Genomic DNA, 21596 nt, shown 5'->3' on the forward strand with positions numbered 1-21596 from the left:
AGACGCTTCGATGCAGGATGGCAACGTAACGCAGGGCATGGCGCGCCCGCTCGGCGGCGAGCGCTATACCTCGCGCGAGTTCATGGAGGCGGAGTGGGAAAACGTCTGGACCAAGACGTGGCTGCTCACCATCCGCGCCGACGACATCCCCGAAGACGGCGACTTCATGGTCGAGGAGATCGGCCGCGAATCGATCCTGATTGTCCGCCAGAAGGACGGCTCGATCAAGGCGTTCTACAACGTCTGCCAGCATCGCGGCAACAAGCTGGTCCACGAGCCCGAAGGCTCCATGCCGTCCTTTACCTGCGCCTATCACTCATGGCGGTTCGAGATCGACGGGACGTGCAGCTATGCGCAGGACCCCGAGGATTTCGCCGGCGGCGACCCGTGCCCGCATGCTTCGCTGGTCGAGGTCGAATGCGATGTCTTCGCCGGGTTCGTATGGATCAACATGGACCCGGATTGCGCGCCGCTCAAGGATTCGCTCGGTCAGATCTGGGACGAGTGGCAGGCATACCCGCTGGAAAAGATGGTCCGCGTTCAGGCGATGTCGGTGAAGATGCCGTGCAACTGGAAGCTCCTGATGGACAACTTCCACGAGACCTACCATCTCCCCACCGCGCATCCCGAGGGCATTGAGTATGCAGAGGATCACTACAGCCAAACGCCGCTGACGCTGTTCGACAACGGGCACGCCCTCGGCCAGACGCATTGCTGCCTGCCGGCGGATCGCCTGCCCGAAAGCAAGCCGCGCATGACCAAGCCGATCGAGGCCGACCTCAAGGCATGGGACCTCGACCCGGCCGATTTCCTCGGTCGCGAAAAGGACGCGCGCAAGGCAGTGCAGGCGCAAAAGCGCAAACTCGCCCCCGAACGCGGCCTTTCACACTACGACAGGTTGAGCGACGACCAGCTGACCGACGTGTTCCACTACACGGTGTTTCCGAACTTCGCGACGTCGCTCAATGCCGACGGGATGTTGTTCCTGCGTTCCCTGCCGGACCGCACGGACCCGGAGAAATGCGTCTTCGATTGCTGGTACTACCTGTTCGGCGCCTCCAGTTCGCACATCAACCTCGTCACGGCGGGCGGTGAAGGCGCGATCACCGAGGCGAAGCGCGAGGTCATCGAGTTCGGCGAAAAAAGCCTCGGCGTCGTGCTCGACGGCGATGCCTGGGTCATGGCCGGGCAGCAGGAAGGCATGCGGTCGAGAGGCTATCGTGGTGCGATTCTTGCCAGGCAGGAACGCCGCGTGGCGCAGTACCACGACATGATCGACCGTTATATCGACGGGTATCGCCCGGCTCCCAGGGGCGCGCGCGAAGCTGCCTAAGGCGCGGGCCATCGCGCCTACATGGCAAGCGACATCGTCTTGGTCTTGCCGTCCCAGTTCGCGCCCGCTGCCTTCACGGCTTCGAACAGCCCCTGCGATTCGGGCGGAAGCTGCGCGAGTTCCAGGATGACCGATTCGTCGCCGGTCATGTCGAAGTAGGCGATTTCGGACCCCGGCCCGAAAGTAGCGCCCTGAATTCGCTTGCCGCCTCTGGCCTCCAGTTCGGCCTGGGCGCTTTCCATGTCGTCGACAAAACGGCAGGTGTGATGAACGCCCTTGCCGCCCGCCTTGAGGAAGTCGTCGAAGATCGAAGGGCCGCGCGGCTCGATCAGCTCGACGTTGAGATCGCCCGAATAGGCGATGGCCGCGCCGAACTTGTAGATCAGGTCCTGCCCGCGATAGTCGGCGCGCTCGGCATGGAGGTCGGGAAACACGAAGAACGGTCCGACGCCCATGGTCCCGGTCCAGAAGTCGATCGCTTCCTCGATGTTCGGCACCACGAAGGCCATCTGGTTCAGTACGCCTGTCTCGCTCATCTCTCGAATCCTCTTCCCGTGAATGCAGCAGGCCCTGTTCGGCCGGAGAAGATATGCTAGCAACCTTTTTCGGCGCGATAAACGTGCGCGTTTGTGGAGGGAGAGATTTCGATGCGGAGGACCAACAGCCCGGACCTTACCGGCAAGGTGGCGATCGTGACCGGGGCGGCGCGGGGTTTGGGGGCTGGCATTGCCTGGGCGCTCGCCGAAAACGGGGCGGCGGTGATGCTCACCGATGTCCTTGCGGACGAAGGCGAGGCCACTACCGCCGACCTCCGCGAGGAAGGCCATTCGGCCGGCTTTCGCAGGCACGATGTCAGCAATGCGACCGAATGGGACGATGCGGTGGCCGCCACGATCTCCGAGTTCGGGCGGATCGACTGCCTCGTCAACAACGCGGGCATCAACTTCGTCGAGACGATCGAGACCGCGACGGAGGACCAGTTCCGCCGCATTCTCGACGTCAATGTCGTCGGCACCTTCATCGGCATGCAAAAGGTCATCCCGCACATGCGCAGCGTGGGCGGCGGGTCGATCGTCAACATATCCTCGAACTCCACGCGAAAGGTCGTGCCCTCGACGACGATCTACTCGTCGACCAAGGCTGCGGTCGCAAACCTGACGAAGGTCGTCGCCGCCACGCTCGGGGGAGACGGGATCCGCGTGAATTCGGTGCATCCGGGCGCGCACGATACCGAGATGGTGCGTTCGGGCCTCGCCGAAGCGCCTCCGTCGGTTCGCGAAGCAGTGGTCAGGGCCATTCCGATGGGCCGCATGGGAAGGCCCGAGGAAACGGGCACGCTCGTCGCGTTCCTCGTTTCCGATGCGGCCTCCTACATTTCCGGCGGCGAGTACTTCGTCGACGGCGCGATCAGCAACGTCTGACCGCGCCGTCCGGAGGGCATCGCCTTCCTCAGACCACCGAGTTGGGCGCGCCGGGCAGGAATGGCGTGTAAGGGCCGAGCGTCTGGCCGCCATCGACGGCGATCTCGGCGCCCGCCAGGTACGATGCATCGTCGCTGCACAGGAACAGGCTCGTGCGGGCGACCTCCTCGGGCTCGCCGATGCGCTGGATCGTCTGCCCGACATAGTACTTGTTGAGCTCCTCGGCGGGCTCCTCGGTGATGTTGCCCATCGGCGTGTTGATGCCGCCCGGGAAGATGGCGTTGACGCGAACGCCCCGGTAGCCAAGCTCCATGGCGACGTTCTTGGTCAGCCCGCGCAGCGCCCACTTGCTCGAGGCATAGGCGGTCAGCCCGTTCATCCCGATCAGGGCCGACGACGAGCAGATATTGACGATCGCGCCCTTGCCCTTCTCGATCATGCCGGGGGCGAGAACCTTTATGCCCAGCCAGGAGCCGATCAGGTTGATGCCGAGCACCCGCTCGAAATCGGCTTTTTCCAGATTGAGGGCATCGACCGGATGAACGATGCCGGCGTTGTTGATCAGGATGTCCGGCGTGCCCCACTCGGTGCGCGTGGCTTCCAGCAGTGCGTTCCAGCTGCCCTCGTCGGAGACGTCGAGCTTGCGGAACATGGCGCCATCGCCGATCCGCCCGGCGGCTTTGCGGCCGTCCTCCTCGAGCACGTCGGCGAGCACGACGCGCGCGCCGGCCTCGGCGAATATGCGCGCGGTGGCTTCACCCTGACCGCGAGCGGCGCCGGTGACTACGGCGATGCGTCCTTCGAGCTTTCCTGTCATTTTGCTTCCTCGGTTGTTGTTTCGCTGGGAAAAGGGCGAATCGAAAAGTCGGGGAAGGCGCGGGCAAAGCGTTTGCGCCGAATTGCTCTATTTCCTATGCTGGAAGGCCTTCCCGAACGGGAAGCGCGGTCTGGCGTGACATCGGCCGCTAGCGAGTGAACGGGGCGATGAACGCAAGCCAGTTGATACAGTCCGCCGATGACCGGGAACAGGCAAGCCCGGGCACTTTCAAGGACTCGCTTCCCTACAAGATGCAGCTTCTCGCCCGGATATTGCAGGCCGACTACATGGCGCGCATCGCGGCTACCGGCATCGCGCCGGCACAGGCCTATGTCCTCGGCGAACTCTGGCTCGAGGAACCGCTTTCGCAAGTCGAACTCGCGCGCAGGCTGGAAATCGGCAAGGCGACCATGGGCAAGACGCTCGGCCGGCTGGAAGCGGCGGGTTTCATCGAGCGCAAGCGGGATCCTCGCGACCGCAGGGTCATCATGATCGCGCTGACCGAAAAGGGCAGGTCGCTTCGAGAGCCGCTGCTGGGGGCGAGCGCCGACATGGACCGCATTCTCGTATCGGAATTCGGGGAGGAAAGGCTGCGGGACATGAGCCATCTCGCGTCCGAACTGATCGATATGCTGCGCAGCGAAAGCCAGTGACACGGGCGGTCGCTCAGAAGCCGAATTTCCTGATGAGATCGCTGCCGTCCCATCCGATCGAGGCCGATCTGACCAGGTCGTAGACGCCAAGCAGCGCTTCGGTGGGCTCGTATAGTTCGATGAAGTGGCCCAGTTCCTTGACGAAATCCATCATCGCGAACCCTGCGCCCGGCTGGACCTCGGCGTAGAGCGCGGCGGGGTGCCCGGCTTCCTCGAAACCCCGCATCGACGCAGCCAGATCGTCCACGATCAGCGCGACGTGATGCATGCCCTGTTTGCCGTCGGGATAGAGATCGGTGAAGCACGATCGTTCGGTGCTGTTCTGCTGCACGAATTCGACCATGACCTCGCCCCACTGGCCGTAAGCGGAGGTATGGTCGAAGTGCGAGGGTTCACCGTAGTAGAGGCACGTCACCAGCGGGATATGCTCGGCCACATAGTACGGGCCGGAGCCGAACAGCGCAGAATGCCGCGTTGCGGCCTCGATCGCATCGGGCACGAAATAGGCGATCTGGCGGGCAGGTCCGCCGGGCAGGAACGACATGGCTCTCTCCTTGCTCCACCGCGATCGCATCGTCACCGGAAGAAGCGCCGCGCGGCTGTATTGCCAAGAGCCATATCCTGCAGATAGTACGATGGCAAACGATTGCCGGGAGCGATCGTGGCGGGGAGGGAGAGTTGCAATGACCGGACCTGAAATCGATCGGGACGCCGCCTTTCACGGCTGGCGGGCTGTCGCGATCTGCTTCGTGATCCTCAATGTCGCGCTCGGGGTCAATTTTGCGGGGTACGGAGCGCTCGTGGGGGCGATCGACCGAGAGTTCGACACGAGCCGCGCACTGGCATCGGCCGGCGTGAGCATGCTGACGCTGAGCATGGGGCTGATGTCGCCGCTCGTCGGTTCGCTGATGCGCAAGTATCCGCTGAAGGTCCTCATGGCCGTGGGCGTCGTGCTGAACGCGGCGGGACTCTTTGTGGTTTCACAGACGAATGAGATCTTCGTGCTCCTGGGAGCCTACCTGCTGCTCGTCGGACCCGGCTTCTGCCTTTACGCCGTCATTCCGTGCACTGCCGTGATCGGCAACTGGTTCGTCGCAGGGCGAGGGCGGGCGCTGGGGATCATCAGCATGCCCTTCGGAAACGCGACATTTCCGATCCTTGCCGCTTTCGCGCTGGCCAACTTCGGCCTCTCCTCGAGTTTTGCCGCAGGCGCATTCGTGTTGCTGGCGCTCCTGCCGCTGATCCTGGTTCTCGTCGACGATCCCGCCCGCATCGGGCAGAGCGCGCGTGGAGCGACAAGCGTCGTGGACGCAGCAGCATCAGAAGCGGCCGCGACCATGACCAGCGGCCAGATACTGCGCTCTATGCCGTTCCTCGTCCTGACGCTTGCTGTCGCGGTTCTGAGCGCGGCAGGGCTCGTGATGGTGACCCAGATCGTTTCGCTTGGCATGGAGCGCGGTCTGCCGCTCGAGGAAGCGTCGATACTGCTCGCGGGCTTCGGCCTGGCGGGTGTTGCGGGAGCACCGATATTCGGATGGCTTTCCGACAGGATCGGCGGCGGCCGAGCATTCGGCGTCCTGTCCTTCGCGCTCATCCCGGGCTGGCTGGGGCTGCTCTTTGCCGACACGCTGCCGCTTCTGCTCGGCCTGACGATACTCGTCGGGATATGTTCGAACGGCATCGTGCCCCTGTTCGGCGCCACGATGGGAGAATGGCTGGGGAGCCGCAACCTGGGGCTGGCGATGGGCCTGTGCTACCTTCTCCAGATACCGTTCCTGTTCGGTGGACCGCCGCTTGCCGGTGCGATGTTCGAGGCGACGGGCGGCTACGCGGCGACCATCATGCTGCACGTCGCCAGCTTCGTGCTCATCGGCCTCCTGATGTTGGTCTATCGCCCCGTAGCGGCGACCGTCACGTCATCTCCACCAGCATCCGCGTGATACGCAGGCTCGCGATGCGCCATGTCCCGTCGGCCTTGCTGTAAGTCTCGTGGTAGTGGCCATAGCCGCGAAACAGCACGAAGGGCTCGCCGCCGGGCGGGCGCAGGATATCGAGCAGCGACCAGATGCCGGTTGCCTCGGTGTCGGAGAGTATCTCGATTTCAGGCATGTGGCCAAAGTGGGCGGACTTGATGGGACTGATGCCGCTGCGGATGTGATCGACCGCAGCTTCCCGGCCGCGAATCGGTTCGAGGCCGGTTTTGTCAGGCTCTTCTTCGAGTGCGCCGTGCGGGTCGAACACGCAGTCCTGCGCGAAGACCTCGGCGAGACCGTCCCAGTCATGCAAGTCCATGAACCGGAAATACCGGGCCTTTAGCTTCTTGATTTCCTCGATCGCGAGTAGGGTTTCGGCGGTTGACGGCATCGGACCTCCAGACAATGGTTGCCATGCGAACTACCTCGTTCCTATGCATGGCGGAGCCGGTTGTCACGTCTGGACCGAACCCTGAGGAGAAGCGTGCGTGAATTTCGAAGATTACAAGAGCCTGGCATTTTCGCGCGAGGGGCGCGTCCTGACCATCACGATGAACCGTCCCGAGTTGCTGAATGCGGTGAGCCACGCAATGCATGTCGAACTCGGGCGCGTTTTCGACGAGGCAGCCGACGACCCCGACAGCGACGTGATTGTCCTGACCGGCGCGGGAAGGGCGTTTTCCGCCGGCGGCGACAGCGACTGGCTGGGCAAGCAGATGCGCGGCGAGCGCGAGCCCTTCGTCCGGGAAATCCGGGTGATTCGCCGCATCGTCCAGTCTGTGCTGGATTGCCCCAAGCCGATCATCGCCAAGGTCAATGGCGACGCCTTCGGCTTCGGAGCGTCTATCGCGCTGATCTGCGACGTGATCTTCGCAGCGGAGGACGCACGGTTTGCCGATCCGCACGTGAAGGTGGGGCTGGCGGCGGGCGATGGCGGGGCGTTCATCTGGCCGCAGCTGATCGGCTATGCGAAGGCAAAGCACTACCTGCTCACTGGCGAGGCGATCGCGGCCAGGGACGCCGAGGACATGAACCTCATCACTTTCGCCGTTCCCGCCGACGAACTCGACGAGAGCGTTTCGAAATATGCCGCCAGGCTCGCACGCGGGGCGCAATCGGCGATCCGCTATACCAAGATGGCCACCAACGCGCCGCTGCGACAGCTTTTCTCGACCGTTTTCGAGATCGGCGCGGCCTACGAGGGACTGTGCCTCGATACCGAGGACTTCCGCGAGGGAATCGGCGCAATGCTCGAAAGGCGCCGGCCTGAATTCAAGGGACGCTGACTTTTCGCAAGGGGCTTTCCGGAGATAGTTCGATAGGCTACTATCTTCCTAAAGGCCGGGAGCGCCGGCTGCTTGAAACGGGAAGGGATATCATGTCGCAATCGCTCGAGGCCCAGCTTCGTCTCGTTCTCGATCGCCAGGAAATCGAAAGGGTTCTCATGACCTATTGCCGGGCGATAGACCGGTGCGATCTGGAATTGCTGAAGACCGTCTATCACCCCGAGGCGACCGACGACCACGGCTCGTTCTCCGGCAACGCGCACGAGTTCGCCGAGTTCATCATTCCGACGCTGCGGCAGGTGATCCTCGACGGGATTCACACCGTGACACACTGTTTGATCGACGTCGACGGCGATTTCGCGACGTCCGAGGCCTACTACTGGGCCTATCAGCGTTGCCATGGCGGCGAAGAGGCGGTTGTTCCCTATTTCGGCGAGGATTATGCCGCGCGCGTCAAGGAGCAGGGGCTGATCGACAACTTCCACGACTACTATTGCGGCGGTCGCTACATCGACCTGTTCGAGCGGCGGAACGGCGAATGGAAAATCCTGCGCCGAAAGATCACCAACGAGTGGAACGATATTCGCCCCTGCATGCGGATAACCGACCAGGGAGGCGTTGCCGACTTCAACCTGCCCGGTCGACGCGACAGGCAGGATCCCGTCTATCTCAACACCATTCCCGCGCGGGAGGCCGCCGAATGAGCGCTTTCGACTACGACGTTATCGTCATCGGATCGGGCGCCGCAGGCCTGTCCGCCGCGATCGAGGCAGCCGAGACCGGCGCCTCGGTCATGGTCGTGGAGGCGGACGATCACCTTGGTGGCGCTACACGCAATTCGACCGGGGTGGTCTATGCTGCGGATACGAAGACACAGGCCGAAGCGGGCGTGGAGGACAGCGCCGACGCCCTTTACGACTACGTGCTCGTCCTCAACCAGTATGCGGTCAGGCCAGACCTGATCCGCATGTACGCCGACCGGTCGTCCGGCATGGTCGACTGGCTGACGTCTCTGGGCTGCGAGTTTCCGGCCAACATGCTCGTCCACTCCGACGTGAGCGGTGTCGAGCGCGGCCATACCTCGAAGACTTTCGGCCTCGGCATTTCCGATGTGCTGATCAACCGTGCAGGCGTTCTGGGTGTCGAGACCGCGCTGGGCACGCGGGTCGATGGCCTGCTCATGGAGGACGGTCGGACAGTCGGCATCCGCAGCGGCGAGACCGAGCTGCGCGCGCCGTGCGTCGTCATCGCGACGGGAGGGTTCGGCAACAGCCCCGAGATGCTCGCAAAGTGGTTTCCCTCTGCCGCCTATCACGGCGAGAGAACCTGGGCAGTCCACCGCGACGCCCCGTTCATCCTGGGCGACGGTATCACGCTTGGCGAAAGCGTCGACGCGCAGATCACCGGTTACGACCGAGGGCTGATCCAGCCCACTCCGTGCTTCGACAGCCGCTACGTCGAGGCGTTCCTGCCGCCGTGGATCGTCGCCGTGAACGAGAGCGGAAAGCGGTTCATGGCCGAGTGGGATTCGTATGCCGTATGCGGCTACCTGATCAACGAGCAGCCCGGTCGGCGGTGCTGGGCGATCTTCGATCGCAAGACCATGGTCGAGAATGGCGACGACCTCAGTTATGCCGATCCCTACAACAGCGGCCTTGCCACATCGAGCTGGGAAGAGATCACCATCGAGCGCGAGGTCGAAAAGGGCGTCGTGCACAAGGCGGACACGATCCGCGAGGTGGCCGCGATGGCAGGGCTGGACGCCGACGCGGTCGAGGAAACCATCCGCGTATACAACCGTGATATCGAGGAATTTGGCGAGGATCGCGTGTTCCGCAAGGACGGCAACGGCAGGCCGCTCAGCCCCGTGAAAGAGGCGCCTTTCTACGCCGTCGAGGTGCGCCCCGCGATCATCGGCTTTACGGCGGCAGGGCTCGATGTGAACGCGGACATGCAGGTGCTCGATACCCGAGGGAAAGTGATCGAGGGCCTCTACGCCGCCGGGGAAACGCTCGGCTGCTTTCATGGCAAGCGATATGCCGGCGGCGGTACGAGCATCGGCAGCGCAGTCATTTTCGGGCGTCATGCCGGGACCGTCGCGGGCGAGCAGGCCCTTGCGGCCCGGTCGAGCGAACCGGCGGCGTAGAAGCGCAAAGGGAGACGACCGTGTCCGAAGTCCGCAATGCCGACATCGACTATCTCATGGCGCGGATCGCGCTCGACGATCTGGCCGGGCGCTACTCGCGCGCAATCGACCGTCGCGACATGGACCTGCTCCGCTCGGTCTATCATCCCGGTGCGCATGACGAGCATGGTACGGCCTACGCCGGCGAGGTGGACGGATTTATCGAGGCGATGCCTGGACTGATGGCGAACTTCTCGGTCACGCAGCACCAGATTCACACCAGGTCCTTCCGCATCGACGGCAATCGCGCGGACGGCGAGCTCTATTTCACCGCCTATCACAAGACCATCGAGCCAATGACGCACCTCGTCGTCCACGGTCGCTACCTCGACAATTACGAGAAACGCGGCGGCGAATGGCGGATCGCGCGTCGCAAGCTGGTCTGGGACGCAATCGTCTCGCAACCGGTGCAGGAGAGCGAGGAGGAGCTGCTCGCCTCGCTCGGAGAAACCGGAAAGGCGGAGGACGACTATTCATATGATGCGCTTCCCCTGATGCAGCGCGGCACCTAAGGTCGCCGCCGCCGGTTTGCCAATCCCCGCCAACTGGTATACTTGCGCACCATATTTCGCGCGCGCCCGGCGCGTGCTACCGATCAGAGGAAGAGATGCAGCCCTGTTACAGCAAGGCCGATGAGGAATTCCGGGCCGAAGTTCGGTCCTTCATCCGCGAAAACCTGCCCGAGGATCTGCGCAAGCGGGCGCGCTGGGACTACCATCCCCGCCGCGACGACCAGGCGCAGTGGTGCCGCATCCTCGATGCCAAGGGGTGGTCGATGCCGCACTGGCCAAAGCAATACGGCGGGCCGGGCTGGACCGGCATCCAGAAGTTCATCTTCGAGGAAGAAGCGCGGCTTGCCTGCGCGCCGACTGTCGACCGGATCGGGCCAGAGCTCGTCGCTCCCGTGATCTACTCGTTCGGCAGCGACGAGATGAAGGATCGCTTCCTCCCCGGCATCCGCTCGGGCGAGACGTTCTGGGCTCAGGGTTTCTCCGAACCCGGCGCCGGGTCGGACCTCGCGTCGCTGCGGACCCGCGCGGTTCGCGAAGGCGACGAATACGTCGTCAACGGCCAGAAGACCTGGACCACCGAGGGTCACCACGCCGACTGGATATTCCTGCTGGTTCGCACCGATACCGAAGCAAAGCCGCAGCAAGGCATTTCCGCGCTGCTTGTCGACCTCAGGAGCCCCGGCATCCAGATGCGTCCGATCTGGACGATGGACGAAGGCGTCTCGGTGAACGAGGTGTTCTTCGAGGACGTGCGCGTCCCGGCAGAAAACCTCGTCGGGGACGAGGGGTCGGGCTGGACCTACGCGAAGTTCCTGCTGATGAACGAGCGCACGAACAGCGCCGAGGTACCGCACACCAAGCGCGACATTGCCGAACTGCGGGAGATCGCAGGACTCGAACGCAAGGACGGCAGGCCGCTGATCGAGGACCAGACGTTCCGCCGCAAGCTGGCGCGGATCGAGATCGATACGCTGGCGCTGGAATACGCGGTGCTGCGCGTCCTTTCGAACGAGGACGATCCCGCCAATGCCAACGTCGCCTCGCTCGTCAAGGTGCGCGGGTCCGAACTCCGCCAGCGTGTTGCCGACCTTGCGACCGAGGCGCTCGGCGATGCCGGGCTGGCCGTGCGCCCCAATACGGAGGGCGAACACAGGATGCTCGACGAGGACCTGGCGCCGCCGGTTCCCGATTACGGCGTCGGCATAAGCGCGAAAGCGATGTTCCGCAGGGCTACGACGATCTACGGCGGAGCGAACGAAATCCAGCGGACGCTGATCGCGAAGATGGCGCTGGGACTATGAGCGATCCGATGAATTTCGACTACTCGCCCGAGCAGCAGGCGCTGGCAGACAGCGTCGCCCGTTTCGTCGAGCGCGAGTACGACTGGGACAAGCGCACCGCCGCAATAAGGTCAAACGAGGGCGTCGATCCCGGTCACTGGGCCACTTTCGCCGAACTCGGCTGGCTCGGCGCGGGGCTGCCCGAAGAGGCGGGCGGCTTCGGTGGCGGTCCGGTCGAGAATGCGGTTATCGCCCAGGAGCTTGGCAAGGGCCTCGTCACCGAACCGTTCGCCGCGCACGTGGCGATCTCGCAACTGCTTGCCGCCTGCGAAACACCCGCCGCATTGGATCTGATCGAGCGCCTCGTCATGGGCGAGGCGCGGCTTGCGCTCGCGCTGGGAGAGGCGGAGGGACGTGGCGACTACACCGTCGTGCGAACGACTTACGAAGCGGTTGCAGACGGGTTCCGCATCGTCGGCCGCAAGTCGCTTGTCGAAGGGGCCTCGCTTGCCGGGCATTTGATCGTATCGGCAACCGGTCCCGAGGGTCCGGCGATTTTCCTCGTCGATGCTTCGCGAGAGGGCGTTGCGCTCAACCCCTACCGCCTGCTCGACAGCCACCGGGTCTGCGATGTCGATCTCGATCTTGTGGTTGCAGCCGAAGCAATGCTGGCCAGGGGCGATGCCGCTTCGGCCGCGTTGGCGCTGGCGGTCGATCACGGGCTTCTCGCACTCGGCGCGGAAGCGCTGGGAGTAATGCACTCGGCGCTGTGGGACACGCGCGACTACCTCAAGACAAGGACCCAGTTCGGCACCACGCTGTCGTCGTTCCAGGCGCTCCAGCACCGCATGGCCGACATGCTGATCGAAGTGGAGATGACGCGCTCGCTGCTCTTCCACGCCCTGTGCGCGGTCGAACGCTCCCCCGGCGAGCGCTCTGCAGCGGTTTCGGCGCTGAAGGTGCAGGTCGCCGAGGGCGGACTTTTCGTGGCAAGCCAGGCGATCCAGCTTCACGGCGGTATCGGCGTAACCGAAGAGCTTCCGATAAGCCATTACTACAGAAGACTTTTCGTGATTGCACGGCTGTTCGGCGGCACCGATATGCACGTCAATCGCTTCGCCGAAGCCACGGACCGGTGCGACCGGGACTGATCGAAGCGACGCCTTGATTTAATATGATATGCAGGCATATCATATCGACCGACATAAGAACGTGCGCGATGGAGTCGCATCGCGGCGCGGCGGGACACACGCACTAGAGAGGTTTTCATGGCCGAGGCAGATCCGCAGAAGTTTCTCAAGGGCTACGGCTCCGACGAACGACCGCTGGCGCAGGTCCTCTGGGCACGCGAGAAGTTCGATCCCGACCATCCCGTGCTCAAGGACGCCAGCGACTTCGAACCCGAAAAGCGCAAGGTCGATTTCAGTATCTATTACGACCCGAAGTTCGCCGCGGCCGAACAGCAGGCAATCTGGCGCAAGTCCTGGCTCTACGCCTGCCGGGAGGAAGATCTGCCCAACATCGGCGACCGCACGCCGTACCAGGTGGGCAAGGACTCCTATTTCATCGTCCGCACGGGCGAGGACGAGTTCAAGGCCTTCTTCAACAGCTGCCTCCACCGCGGCACGATGCTTTGCGCCAAGCAGGAGGCGGGCGATACGATCCGTTGCCCGTACCACGGCTGGGAGTGGAACATCGACGGACGGCTGAAGCGCATCCCTAGTCACTGGGACTTCGCCGACCTCAATCGCAACAACGCCTCACTCCCCGAGGTCAAGCTCGATCGCTGGGGGGGATTCATCTTCATCAATGCCGATCCGGACTGCGCACCTCTCGACGAGGCGCTTAGCGTCCTGAAGTCTCACTTCGAGAAATTCGAGTTCAAGCGGCGCTACACTGCGGGGCGCTTTCGCAAGCAAGTCAAGGCGAACTGGAAGGTCACTCAGGAGGCCTTCCAGGAAGCCTACCACCTCTACGCGACCCATCCGGAGGCAGTGCCCTTCACAGGTGATGCGCAGGCGCAATACGACGTCTGGCCCGGCGAGAACGGCCACGTAGGTCGCAACGTCACGCCTTCCGCCCAGCCGAGCATGCACGCTCCGGCTGATGCCTCTGCGGTTGAGGCGGCGCAGATGTTCGCTCAGGCCATGGTCGACTGGCACTATCCGGGGCACGAATATCCGGAGTTCGATCCCGACAAGGATCTTCGTCTCCAGGCAGCCGAGTGGCATCGCAAGACAATCAAGGAATTTTACGGGCGCGATTCGAAAATACCCGATGCCGCCATGCTGGACAGCTTTCTGTACTTCATGTTCCCGCATGCCGCGTTCTGGATGACGGAAGCGGTCCCTATGACCTACCAGTTCACTCCGCATCCGACTGATCCGGAACAAGCCTTTTTCGAGGTTCGCCTGATGCTGCCTTGCCCGGAAGGCCGCGAGACGCCGCCCCCGGCGGAGCTGGTCGAACTGGGACCGGACGACAGCGTTTTCGAGAACGTACCCCCCTTCGGTTTTCTCGGCTTCATCTTCGATCAGGACATGTCGAACATGCCGCTCATCCAGAAGGGCGCGCATGCCGCGAACCCCGAGGAATCGTTCACCAGGCTCGGCCGTTACCAGGAACAGCTCATCCAGCATTGGAACAACCTGATCGTCGACAGGGTGGCAGAGCTCGACGGATAAGGCCGGAGCATGCTGCGCCGAATTGTAACCGCGCAGGCGATGGGCCGGGGGGCCATCGCGGAGGATGCCGCGGTGCCGGCAACCGACATGGGCGGCGGCGCGCGGGTCTACGAAATCTGGCGCTCGCCCCAGCCAGCCGGACCCAAGCAATCTGGCGAGGACTGGGAACTGATGCCTCCTGCGGGCGGAAGCGTCTTTCGCGTGGCCGAATTTCCGCCGGCGACCGAGGGCGAGGCGGCCTACATGCACCTGACTGAGACCATCGACTTCGGCATCATCCTCGAAGGCGAGCTCACGCTCGTCATGGACGAGGGAGAGACCGTGCTGAAATCCGGCGATACCTTCGTGCAACGCGCTGCCAACCACGGGTGGCTCAATCGCGGGAAGGGCATCGTGCGCATGGCCGTGGTCCTGATCGACGGTGTTCAGTGAAGAACAGCCTGCATCTCGAGATGTATCGCCGCATGGTGCGCATCCGTCGTTTCGAAGCGGCAGCCGTGGACCTGCTCGCCAAGGGTGAACTGGCAGGCGGCCTGCACACCACGCCCGGGCAGGAAGGCGCGATCGTGGGCGCTTGCGTGGCCCTTCGCGAAGACGACTACATGGTCGGAACGCATCGTTCGCATGGCCACCCCATCGGCAAGGGCGCATCGCTGCGCGGCCTGATGGCGGAACTGATGGCGCGCTCCACCGGGGTGAACAGGGGCAAGGGCGGATCGATGCACCTTGCGGATTTTTCGGTCGGTAGCCTCGGTGAGACGAGCATCGTCGGATCGGGTTTGCCGATCGCCACGGGTGCGGCCCTTGGCGCGCAGATGAAAGGCACAGACCGCGTGTCGCTCTGCTTCTTCGGGGACGGCGCGTCGAGCGAGGGGACATTCCACGAATCGCTCAACATCGCAGCGATCTGGAAACTGCCGGTGGTCTATTTCTGCGAGAACAACCTCTACGCGATCTCGACCCCGGCGCGCGAAACCGTGTCGGTGGAGCACATCGCCGCGCGCGCCGCAGGTTACGACATGCCGGGACATGTCGTCGACGGGCAGGATGTGCTCGAGGTCTACGAGGTCGTGAAATCTGCGGTCGACCGGGCACGCTCGGGAGGCGGGCCTTCGCTTGTCGAGGCGAAGACCTACCGGTTCGAGGAACACGCCATAGGTCTGAACCACCTCTCTTACCGCGAACACGCGGAGGTCGAGCAATGGCGCAAGCGCGATCCGATAGCGCTGTTCCGCGACAGGCTGCTCGACGAAGGCGTCATTTCCAGGGGCGATCTCGACAAGGCCGAGGAAGACGTCGGAGCCGAGATCGGCGACGCCATCGAATTCGCGCGTTCCTCTCCCGATCCGGACCCGGCCGAGGCCTTCGACCATGTCTATGCAACCACGCTCGAAACCGGGGCCTGAGGTGGCGAAGCTCAATTTCCTGGCGGCGCTGCGCGATGCGATGGCCGAAGAGATGCGGCGGGACGCGGACGTCTTCGTCATGGGCGAAGACCTGCGCCAGAACCTCTACGGCTCTTCCGCCGGTCTCCTCGACGAATTCGGGCCGGTCCGGGTCCGCGACGTGCCCCTCGCCGAGGCGGGAGTCATCGGAACGGCAATCGGGGCGGCCATGGTCGGAATGCGACCGGTGGTGGACATAACCATTTCGCCTTTTCTCTATCCCGCGTGCGACCAGATCATCTCGATCGCGGCAAAGTCGCGATACATCTACGGCGGGCAGACCAGCGTCCCCATCGTGCTGCGCGCATCGTTGTTCTACAACGCAGGCAGCGCGGCACAGCATTCCGACCGGCCCTACCAGTTCTTCCTTGGCGTGCCTGGCCTGAAGATCGTCGTCCCTTCCGATGCGGCAAGCGCGAAGGGACTGCTCAAAACCGCGATCCGGGATGACGACCCGGTGCTTTTCTTCGAGGATTTCAACCTCTGGAGCACCTCGGTTCGATGCGATCATGACGATGAGGCCGACCGGACAGTCCCGCTGGGCCGCGCCGCAGTGAAGCGCGAGGGCGCCGACGTGACCGTGGTCGCCGTCGCGGCGAGCGTGGGGCTTTCGATGAAGGCCGCCGAGAAGCTCGGGCAGGAAGGCATATCGGTCGAAGTGATCGACCCGCAGACGATTCAGCCGCTCGACGAGGAAACCATTTTCCGGTCGGTTCGAAAGACCGGCCGTATCGTGGCTGTCGATCCCGCTCACAGGACCGGCAGCTTTGCCGGAGAAGTCCTCGCCCGCGTCACCGAAACCGCGTTCGCGAGCCTCAAGGCAGCCCCGCGCAGGGTATGCACGCCCGACACCCACATTCCGTTCGCTCCGGTCATGGAAAAGGGGCTCTACCCGTCGGTAGAGAGCATCGTGGACGCGATCAGGGAAACAGTGGCGTAGACGGTTGTGGCAAGGGCGACCTGGCATCCAAACTACCAGCCGCGCGACTGGGACCTGGTCGACTATCAGGAATTCCATGTGCGGGATTGTGACGTTCCGTTTCGCGGGCCGGGTTTCGATCCGTTCGAGGCGGAGCAAGGATCGTTCTTCTCGTGCATCGGCGCGGCGCAGACCTACGGCTGCTTCTTCCCGCGTCCGTTCCCCACGCTGTTGTCCGAAAGCCTCGGCATGCCAGCACTCAACCTTGCGGTCGGCGGGGCAGGGCCGGGCTTCTACACGCAGTTCGATTCGCTGATCGAGGCAATGAACCGCGGGCGCTTCGTCGTGCTTCAGGCGATGGCCGCGCGGTCGGAAAGCAATGCCCGCTACGAGGCGGACGGCTTTGTCGAATTCGTCCGCGATCGCCGGAGCGGAGAGCAGGTCACTTCGTCGGAAGCCTGGAAGACGCTGGTTGCCGAGGACATTGACGGCGCGATCGAGCGTATGCGGGAGTCACGGCAAAGCTGGATCGACAGTTCGCTCAGGCTGATCGAAAGGCTGAGCGTGCCGGTGATCTTCTTCTGGTATTCGCGGCGGGGACCCGATTACGAGATCGACCGCGGAGCGATCCGCGACCAGATCGCTGCCGAGGCTGCAGGAAAGAAAACGAGCTTTTTTGTCGATGGCCTTGTCGGCGAATTCCCGCAACTGATCGATCACGAGACGATGCAGGCCGTGGCGGACCGGTGCGATGCCTATGCCGAATGCCGCAGCGACCTTGGCATGGGCGGCCCGCTTGTGAACCGCTTCACCGGCAAGCCATTCGGCGATTCGGGGCGGCGCGACGGACCCGAATACGACATCGATTATTCGAAGAACTACTATTATCCCTCGCCCGAGATGCACGAGGACGCGGCAGCCGCGCTCGAACCGGTGGTGCGGCAGTTCGCCTGACGATCAGGCTTCGGGCGTTACGCGGTTCCGGTCCATGTAGTCGCCGAAGGCATCACGCACCGTGGCAGTGCTCAGGCCGAAATCGGCAAGGTCGTATTCGTGCCTGCCGACTTCCTTTCGCAATGTTTCGGCATCGGACAGTTCTCCGCGCATCGCCAACTCGACTTCGGGCGACAGATCGTCGCCCAGAAAGGCGTAGAGCCTGCGCACTTCGCCGACGGGATCGTCGATGAAGTCGCGGAAATGGAAATCGTGAAAGCTCGCCTCGCGCCCGGTACGCGCGCAATCGATGCGATCCATCTCGGTCGCAAGCAAGGCAAGTGTGCGCTGGCCGAGGGCGGCCTTGTCGATGCCCTCGTTGCACTGGTTCAGGAAAAAGAGCTCCGCATCGCACGATGAGCCGACGGACCTCACGGGGTCGCGATGGGTCACGACGATCCGGGCATCCGGATAGACCCTCAGGATCGCGTCTATCGCCTGTGCGTGATTGGGCAGTTTCAGGGTCCACTTGCCGGGCGTCCCGGACTGCATGACCTGCAGCGCGCGCCGGTGGTGACGATAGGCCGCGTCCATGTCCGCCTCGTGCAGCATCCATTCGAAGTACGATGGGACGAGCCCGCGGGCGAGCCAGAGGTAGGACTTGAAGTCCTGCGCCATCAGCATGATGCACTCGGCAGGCTGGTCGCCCATCTCGACGTGCTGGCGATGATCGAGCAGACCGGCTTCGAGCGCCGCTTCGATTTCCGCCTTCTTGCGGGCGATGCGCGGGTCGGTCGTCTTGTGCGCGGCGAGGGCCGGGGGAACTTCGCGGTTGTTTTCCCAGCTCCAGTAGAAGCGCCGCTGCGGATCGTGGCCGAGGAGATTGAACAGCGCGGTCGTGCCTGCGCGCGGCAGGCCGAGGATGAAGACGGGGCGCTTCACGGGCGCTTGCAAGACCTCGGGGCGGTTTGCGATCCAGTCCTCGATGGCGAAGCGGGCCTGCAGTACTTCGAGAATGAGTGCATCGGTCGTCCTGCGTCCGTCCGGCGTCGGCGTCGATTCGCGATCGTAGGCCTCGCAGAAGCGCGCGAGGCCGGGAAGTAGCGTATCGACACCGCGTGGCTCCAGCCCGCTTGCCTGCGCCGCGCACTCGATCAGGCCTTCGGCCCGTCCGGTGCCCGGCCCGTCAGACATGGCGCAGGTGCGAAACGTCGTTGAAGCTGCGCAGCTTCCAGCTCCCGTCGGCCTGAACGATGAGGCGCGAGACCGAGGAGTTCTCGGGCGCGATGAAGGCGAAGCCGCGGCTGCCGGTCGCCTGCCGGCAGATTTCCGCGATGGTGGCTCCGTGTGACACTGCCAGCGACGTCTCGCCCGGCTCGGTCATGGAGACGATCCGGGCAATCCCGCGCCTGACGCGCTGAGAGAATTCCGCCATCGGCTCGGCACCGGGGATGACGTCCCACGTTTCCTCGGCATGCATCCGGTCGATCAGCGGGTGTCTGGCGGCAGCATGCTTGTAGAACTCCTGCTCCCAGTCGCCGAGATGCACTTCGCGCAGGTCCTCGACAACGCGCGGCTCCATTCCGATGGCTTCGACCAGCGGTGCGATCGTCTGCTGCGTGCGGCGCAGCGGCGTGACGAACAGGTGATCGATTGCCTCGTGGCGGATCGCTTCGGCCAGAGCGCGCGCCTGCACCTGCCCGTCGTCGGAGAGGACCGGGTCGCTGATGGTCAGCGATCCGAGTTCGATCGTATCGACTGTCGGGCCGATGCTGGCGCCGTGCCGGACGAGCACGATCTGGCGCGCGCCGCTCCCAAGGCGAAAGCGTCGCTGCGACCGGTGCGCGATGTTTTCTTCGTCGGCGTTGTCGGTCATCGTCTGGTCAGGCGGCCTCTATGCGTACCGGCACGCCGTTGAGGATATTCGATGCCGAAGGAACGTCGATCATCGATTCGTCGATCAGCGAGTTTGCATTCACACCGGGATGTTCGCGCGCAACCTGCTGGCGCGCCCCGTCCATGTCATGCCCCCAGCCGTGCGGCAGGCTGACGACACCGGGCATCATCTCGTCGTCTACCTCGACCGGTGCGACGACTTCGGCAATATCGGTCGCGACCCTCGCACTCCCGCCGGTTGCAAGGCCGAGCCGCTCGGCATCGTCCGGATGAACCCTGAGAGTGCAGCGGTCCTTACCCTTCACCAGCAGGTGAATGTTGTGCATCCACGCATTCTTGGAGCGCATCGTGCGACGACCGATCATCAGCATGGTGTCGCGGTTTTCGAGCGATGCGAGCGAGGCTTCGAGCCGCGCGACATCTTCGACCAGCGGCCCGGGCGCGAGATCGACTTTCCTGTCGGGCGTCCTGAGGATGCCGGGCAGCATGCCCTCGTCGAGGGGGCCGAGATCGAGACCGTGCGGATGCTGCTTCACCTTCTCGAGAGTAAGGCCGTCCGGCACCGCTCCGAAAGCATCACCCATCGGTCCGCCGCGGATGAGGATGTCGAATATGCGGTCCGGACCGGGCTCGTCGCCCACTGCCGCGCGCGCCTGCTCGTACGGGACCTCGCGTGCTTCGGGGCGTCCGTTGTCCAGTGCAACCTGGATCGTCTCGCGCACGTAGGCTTCCTCGATTTCCTCGGGGGTCGTTTCCTTGAGCCGGGCAGCGATGCCGTTGAAGATCTCGAAGTCGTGCGGCATTCCCGGCTCGGGCGCGAAGACGGGTGGCGCCCATTTCACGAACTTCCGGATGGTTTCGTATGGCGTGACCGCTGCAAAGTCCGAGTGCTCCGCATATGAAGGGCCGGGTATGATGATGTCCGCATGGCGCGTCGTCTCGTTCACGTAGATGTCGAGCGAAAGCATGAACTCGAGACTTTCGAACGCACGCTCAAGCTTGGCGGCGTTCGGGTTGGAGAGCATCACGTTGCCGGCCTGGGTCACGAAGCCCCGCACCTGGCCTTCGCCCGGCACGAGCATCTCGTTCGCAAGCCCTGCGGTCGGCAGCATGCTGACGGTTTCGGGCAATCCGTCCACGCGCGAATGCCAGCGCCCGGACGGGAATACGCCGTCGACGCAATTGTCCTCGAACAGGACGCCGAGCGGGATGCCGCCGCCGGTGAAGAGATTTCCTCCGACCTTGTCGAGATTGCCGCTGATCGTGTTGAGCACGTCGATCAGCCAGGACGTGACGCTGCCGAAAGCCTGCGTGCAGGTTCCGGTGCGCCCATAGATCGCCGCGCCGTCCGCCCGCGCGAATTCGAGGGCGAGGTGCTCGATGGTGTTCGCCGCTATCCCGGTAGCTGCCGCGACGCGTTCGGGCGGGAAGCGGCTCGCGATGGCCAGGACATCGTCGAGGCCGCGCGTGATCCCCTCGACGTTGCCGAGGTCGACCAGTCCTTCGCGCTCGATCACGTGCGCCATCGCCAGCAGCAGCAGAGCATCGGTGCCCGGCCGGATCGCGACGTACTCGTCCGAGATTGCCGCCGTCTCGGTGCGCCTTGGGTCGATGACGACCAGTTTGCCGCCACGCGCGCGGATCGCTTCGAGGCGGCGACGGATGCCGGGCGCGACCATCATCGAGCCTTGCGAGACGACCGGATTGTTGCCGATGACAATCAGGTGCCGCACCCGGTCGAGATCGGCGAGAGGCTGGATCAGCGGCCCGCCGAACATGTAGACCGCACTGTAGAACTTCGGGATCTGGTCGAGCGTGCCGGGCGAGTAGACCTGCATCGATCCCAGCGCCTTCATCAGAACGGGGCCATACAGCAGCAACGGTGGCTTGTGGCCGGTAGGGTTGCCGAAATAGTAGGCGACCGAGTGCTGGCCGTGCTTCTGCTGGATGGCCCGCAACCTGTCGCCAGCCTCTGCGATGGCCTCCTCGAACGAGATCTCCTCGAAGTCCCGGCCCTTGCGGCGAAGCGGCTTGCGCAGCCTGTCGGGGTCCGAATGCAATTGCGTCAGCGCGTAGGCCTTGGGGCAGACGAAGCCCTTGCTGAACGGGTCTTCGTGGTCGCCTCTGACGTCCTCGATAGTTCTGAGGACGTGATTGGCGGTCACGCGCGTCCCGCATGCCGCTTCGCAGAAGGGGCACGAGCGGAAATGAAGCTGGGTGCCCGATGTCATGCGTAAGTCCTTCCTTGCCCCGCCATGA

Annotated in this window: 22 protein-coding genes; 15 read left to right on the plus strand and 7 right to left on the minus strand. The window is 63.9% G+C overall.

Going from position 1 to position 21596, the window contains the following annotated elements:
• Positions 1–10 precede the first annotated feature (10 nt).
• The gene (locus FHS75_RS01545; protein WP_179405962.1) at positions 11–1333 is read left to right on the plus strand and encodes an aromatic ring-hydroxylating oxygenase subunit alpha; all 1323 of its coding nucleotides are present in this window, start codon (positions 11–13) and stop codon (positions 1331–1333) included.
• 17 nt (positions 1334–1350) lie between these two features.
• On the opposite strand, the gene FHS75_RS01550 is transcribed toward FHS75_RS01545, so the two are convergent.
• Positions 1351–1869, minus strand: coding sequence for a VOC family protein (locus FHS75_RS01550; RefSeq protein ID WP_179405963.1), 519 nt, complete (start codon positions 1867–1869; stop codon positions 1351–1353).
• 111 nt (positions 1870–1980) lie between these two features.
• Between FHS75_RS01550 and FHS75_RS01555 the strand changes: the two genes are divergently transcribed.
• Positions 1981–2754 (plus strand): SDR family NAD(P)-dependent oxidoreductase, encoded by a 774-nt coding sequence (locus FHS75_RS01555; RefSeq protein ID WP_179405964.1) that lies wholly within the window; start codon positions 1981–1983, stop codon positions 2752–2754.
• Positions 2755–2782: 28 nt separating this feature from the next.
• Here FHS75_RS01555 and FHS75_RS01560 read toward each other — a convergent pair whose 3' ends face one another.
• Entirely contained in the window at positions 2783–3571 is a 789-nt protein-coding gene (locus tag FHS75_RS01560) for an SDR family NAD(P)-dependent oxidoreductase (RefSeq protein ID WP_179405965.1), read from the minus strand.
• 167 nt (positions 3572–3738) lie between these two features.
• Here FHS75_RS01560 and FHS75_RS01565 point away from each other — a divergent pair, with 167 nt between their 5' ends.
• The gene (locus FHS75_RS01565) at positions 3739–4224 is read left to right on the plus strand and encodes a MarR family winged helix-turn-helix transcriptional regulator (protein WP_179405966.1); all 486 of its coding nucleotides are present in this window, start codon (positions 3739–3741) and stop codon (positions 4222–4224) included.
• A gap of 13 nt (positions 4225–4237) precedes the next feature.
• Here FHS75_RS01565 and FHS75_RS01570 read toward each other — a convergent pair whose 3' ends face one another.
• The gene (locus FHS75_RS01570) at positions 4238–4768 is read right to left on the minus strand and encodes a VOC family protein (RefSeq protein ID WP_229735457.1); all 531 of its coding nucleotides are present in this window, start codon (positions 4766–4768) and stop codon (positions 4238–4240) included.
• A gap of 139 nt (positions 4769–4907) precedes the next feature.
• On the opposite strand from FHS75_RS01570, the gene FHS75_RS01575 reads away from it, so the two are divergent.
• On the plus strand, positions 4908–6164 hold the full coding sequence (locus FHS75_RS01575; protein WP_179405967.1) for an MFS transporter: 1257 nt from the start codon (positions 4908–4910) through the stop codon (positions 6162–6164).
• On the opposite strand, the gene FHS75_RS01580 is transcribed toward FHS75_RS01575, so the two are convergent.
• Positions 6136–6588, minus strand: a complete 453-nt coding sequence (locus tag FHS75_RS01580; RefSeq protein WP_179405968.1) for a nuclear transport factor 2 family protein — start codon at positions 6586–6588, stop codon at positions 6136–6138. The two genes, FHS75_RS01575 and FHS75_RS01580, sit on opposite strands and share 29 nt — an antisense overlap.
• 97 nt (positions 6589–6685) lie before the next feature.
• Here FHS75_RS01580 and FHS75_RS01585 point away from each other — a divergent pair, with 97 nt between their 5' ends.
• The 11 genes from FHS75_RS01585 to FHS75_RS01635 all read left to right on the plus strand — a co-directional run bounded on the left by FHS75_RS01585 (position 6686) and on the right by FHS75_RS01635 (position 17462).
• Complete coding sequence (locus tag FHS75_RS01585; RefSeq protein ID WP_179405969.1) at positions 6686–7483, plus strand: enoyl-CoA hydratase/isomerase family protein; 798 nt, start codon at positions 6686–6688, stop codon at positions 7481–7483.
• A gap of 92 nt (positions 7484–7575) precedes the next feature.
• Entirely contained in the window at positions 7576–8187 is a 612-nt protein-coding gene (locus FHS75_RS01590) for a nuclear transport factor 2 family protein (RefSeq protein WP_179405970.1), read from the plus strand.
• Positions 8184–9629: an FAD-dependent oxidoreductase gene (locus tag FHS75_RS01595; RefSeq protein ID WP_179405971.1), complete on the plus strand. Its 1446-nt coding sequence runs from the start codon at positions 8184–8186 to the stop codon at positions 9627–9629. The genes FHS75_RS01590 and FHS75_RS01595 overlap by 4 nt, the downstream gene beginning before the upstream one ends.
• Positions 9630–9649: 20 nt before the next feature.
• A complete protein-coding gene (locus FHS75_RS01600; protein WP_179405972.1) occupies positions 9650–10180 on the plus strand; it encodes a nuclear transport factor 2 family protein in 531 nt (176 codons plus the stop codon).
• A gap of 95 nt (positions 10181–10275) precedes the next feature.
• Entirely contained in the window at positions 10276–11481 is a 1206-nt protein-coding gene (locus tag FHS75_RS01605; RefSeq protein WP_179405973.1) for an acyl-CoA dehydrogenase family protein, read from the plus strand.
• Positions 11478–12611 (plus strand): acyl-CoA dehydrogenase family protein, encoded by a 1134-nt coding sequence (locus FHS75_RS01610; RefSeq protein WP_179405974.1) that lies wholly within the window; start codon positions 11478–11480, stop codon positions 12609–12611. The genes FHS75_RS01605 and FHS75_RS01610 overlap by 4 nt, the downstream gene beginning before the upstream one ends.
• A gap of 117 nt (positions 12612–12728) precedes the next feature.
• Positions 12729–14144, plus strand: a complete 1416-nt coding sequence (locus FHS75_RS01615; protein WP_179405975.1) for an aromatic ring-hydroxylating oxygenase subunit alpha — start codon at positions 12729–12731, stop codon at positions 14142–14144.
• Between the two features lie 9 nt (positions 14145–14153).
• Positions 14154–14576: a cupin domain-containing protein gene (locus FHS75_RS01620; protein ID WP_179405976.1), complete on the plus strand. Its 423-nt coding sequence runs from the start codon at positions 14154–14156 to the stop codon at positions 14574–14576.
• The gene (locus tag FHS75_RS01625) at positions 14573–15550 is read left to right on the plus strand and encodes a thiamine pyrophosphate-dependent dehydrogenase E1 component subunit alpha (protein WP_229735458.1); all 978 of its coding nucleotides are present in this window, start codon (positions 14573–14575) and stop codon (positions 15548–15550) included. The genes FHS75_RS01620 and FHS75_RS01625 overlap by 4 nt, the downstream gene beginning before the upstream one ends.
• Position 15551: 1 nt before the next feature.
• Positions 15552–16529, plus strand: coding sequence for an alpha-ketoacid dehydrogenase subunit beta (locus FHS75_RS01630; protein WP_179405977.1), 978 nt, complete (start codon positions 15552–15554; stop codon positions 16527–16529).
• 6 nt (positions 16530–16535) lie between these two features.
• Positions 16536–17462 (plus strand): DUF6473 family protein, encoded by a 927-nt coding sequence (locus FHS75_RS01635; RefSeq protein ID WP_179405978.1) that lies wholly within the window; start codon positions 16536–16538, stop codon positions 17460–17462.
• Positions 17463–17465: 3 nt separating this feature from the next.
• On the opposite strand, the gene FHS75_RS01640 is transcribed toward FHS75_RS01635, so the two are convergent.
• Genes FHS75_RS01640 through FHS75_RS01650 form a run of 3 tightly spaced genes read right to left on the minus strand, consistent with a single transcriptional unit; the run spans position 17466 to position 21568 of the window.
• A complete protein-coding gene (locus FHS75_RS01640; protein ID WP_179405979.1) occupies positions 17466–18635 on the minus strand; it encodes a sulfotransferase family protein in 1170 nt (389 codons plus the stop codon).
• Complete coding sequence (locus tag FHS75_RS01645) at positions 18628–19317, minus strand: histidine phosphatase family protein (RefSeq protein ID WP_179405980.1); 690 nt, start codon at positions 19315–19317, stop codon at positions 18628–18630. Before FHS75_RS01645 ends, FHS75_RS01640 begins: the two co-directional genes overlap by 8 nt.
• Before the next feature lie 7 nt (positions 19318–19324).
• Positions 19325–21568, minus strand: coding sequence for a molybdopterin-dependent oxidoreductase (locus FHS75_RS01650; protein ID WP_179405981.1), 2244 nt, complete (start codon positions 21566–21568; stop codon positions 19325–19327).
• Positions 21569–21596: the final 28 nt, after the last annotated feature.

The sequence above is a fragment of the Novosphingobium marinum genome (assembly GCF_013408095.1).
GTDB classification, from domain to species: Bacteria; Pseudomonadota; Alphaproteobacteria; order Sphingomonadales; family Sphingomonadaceae; genus Novosphingobium; species Novosphingobium marinum.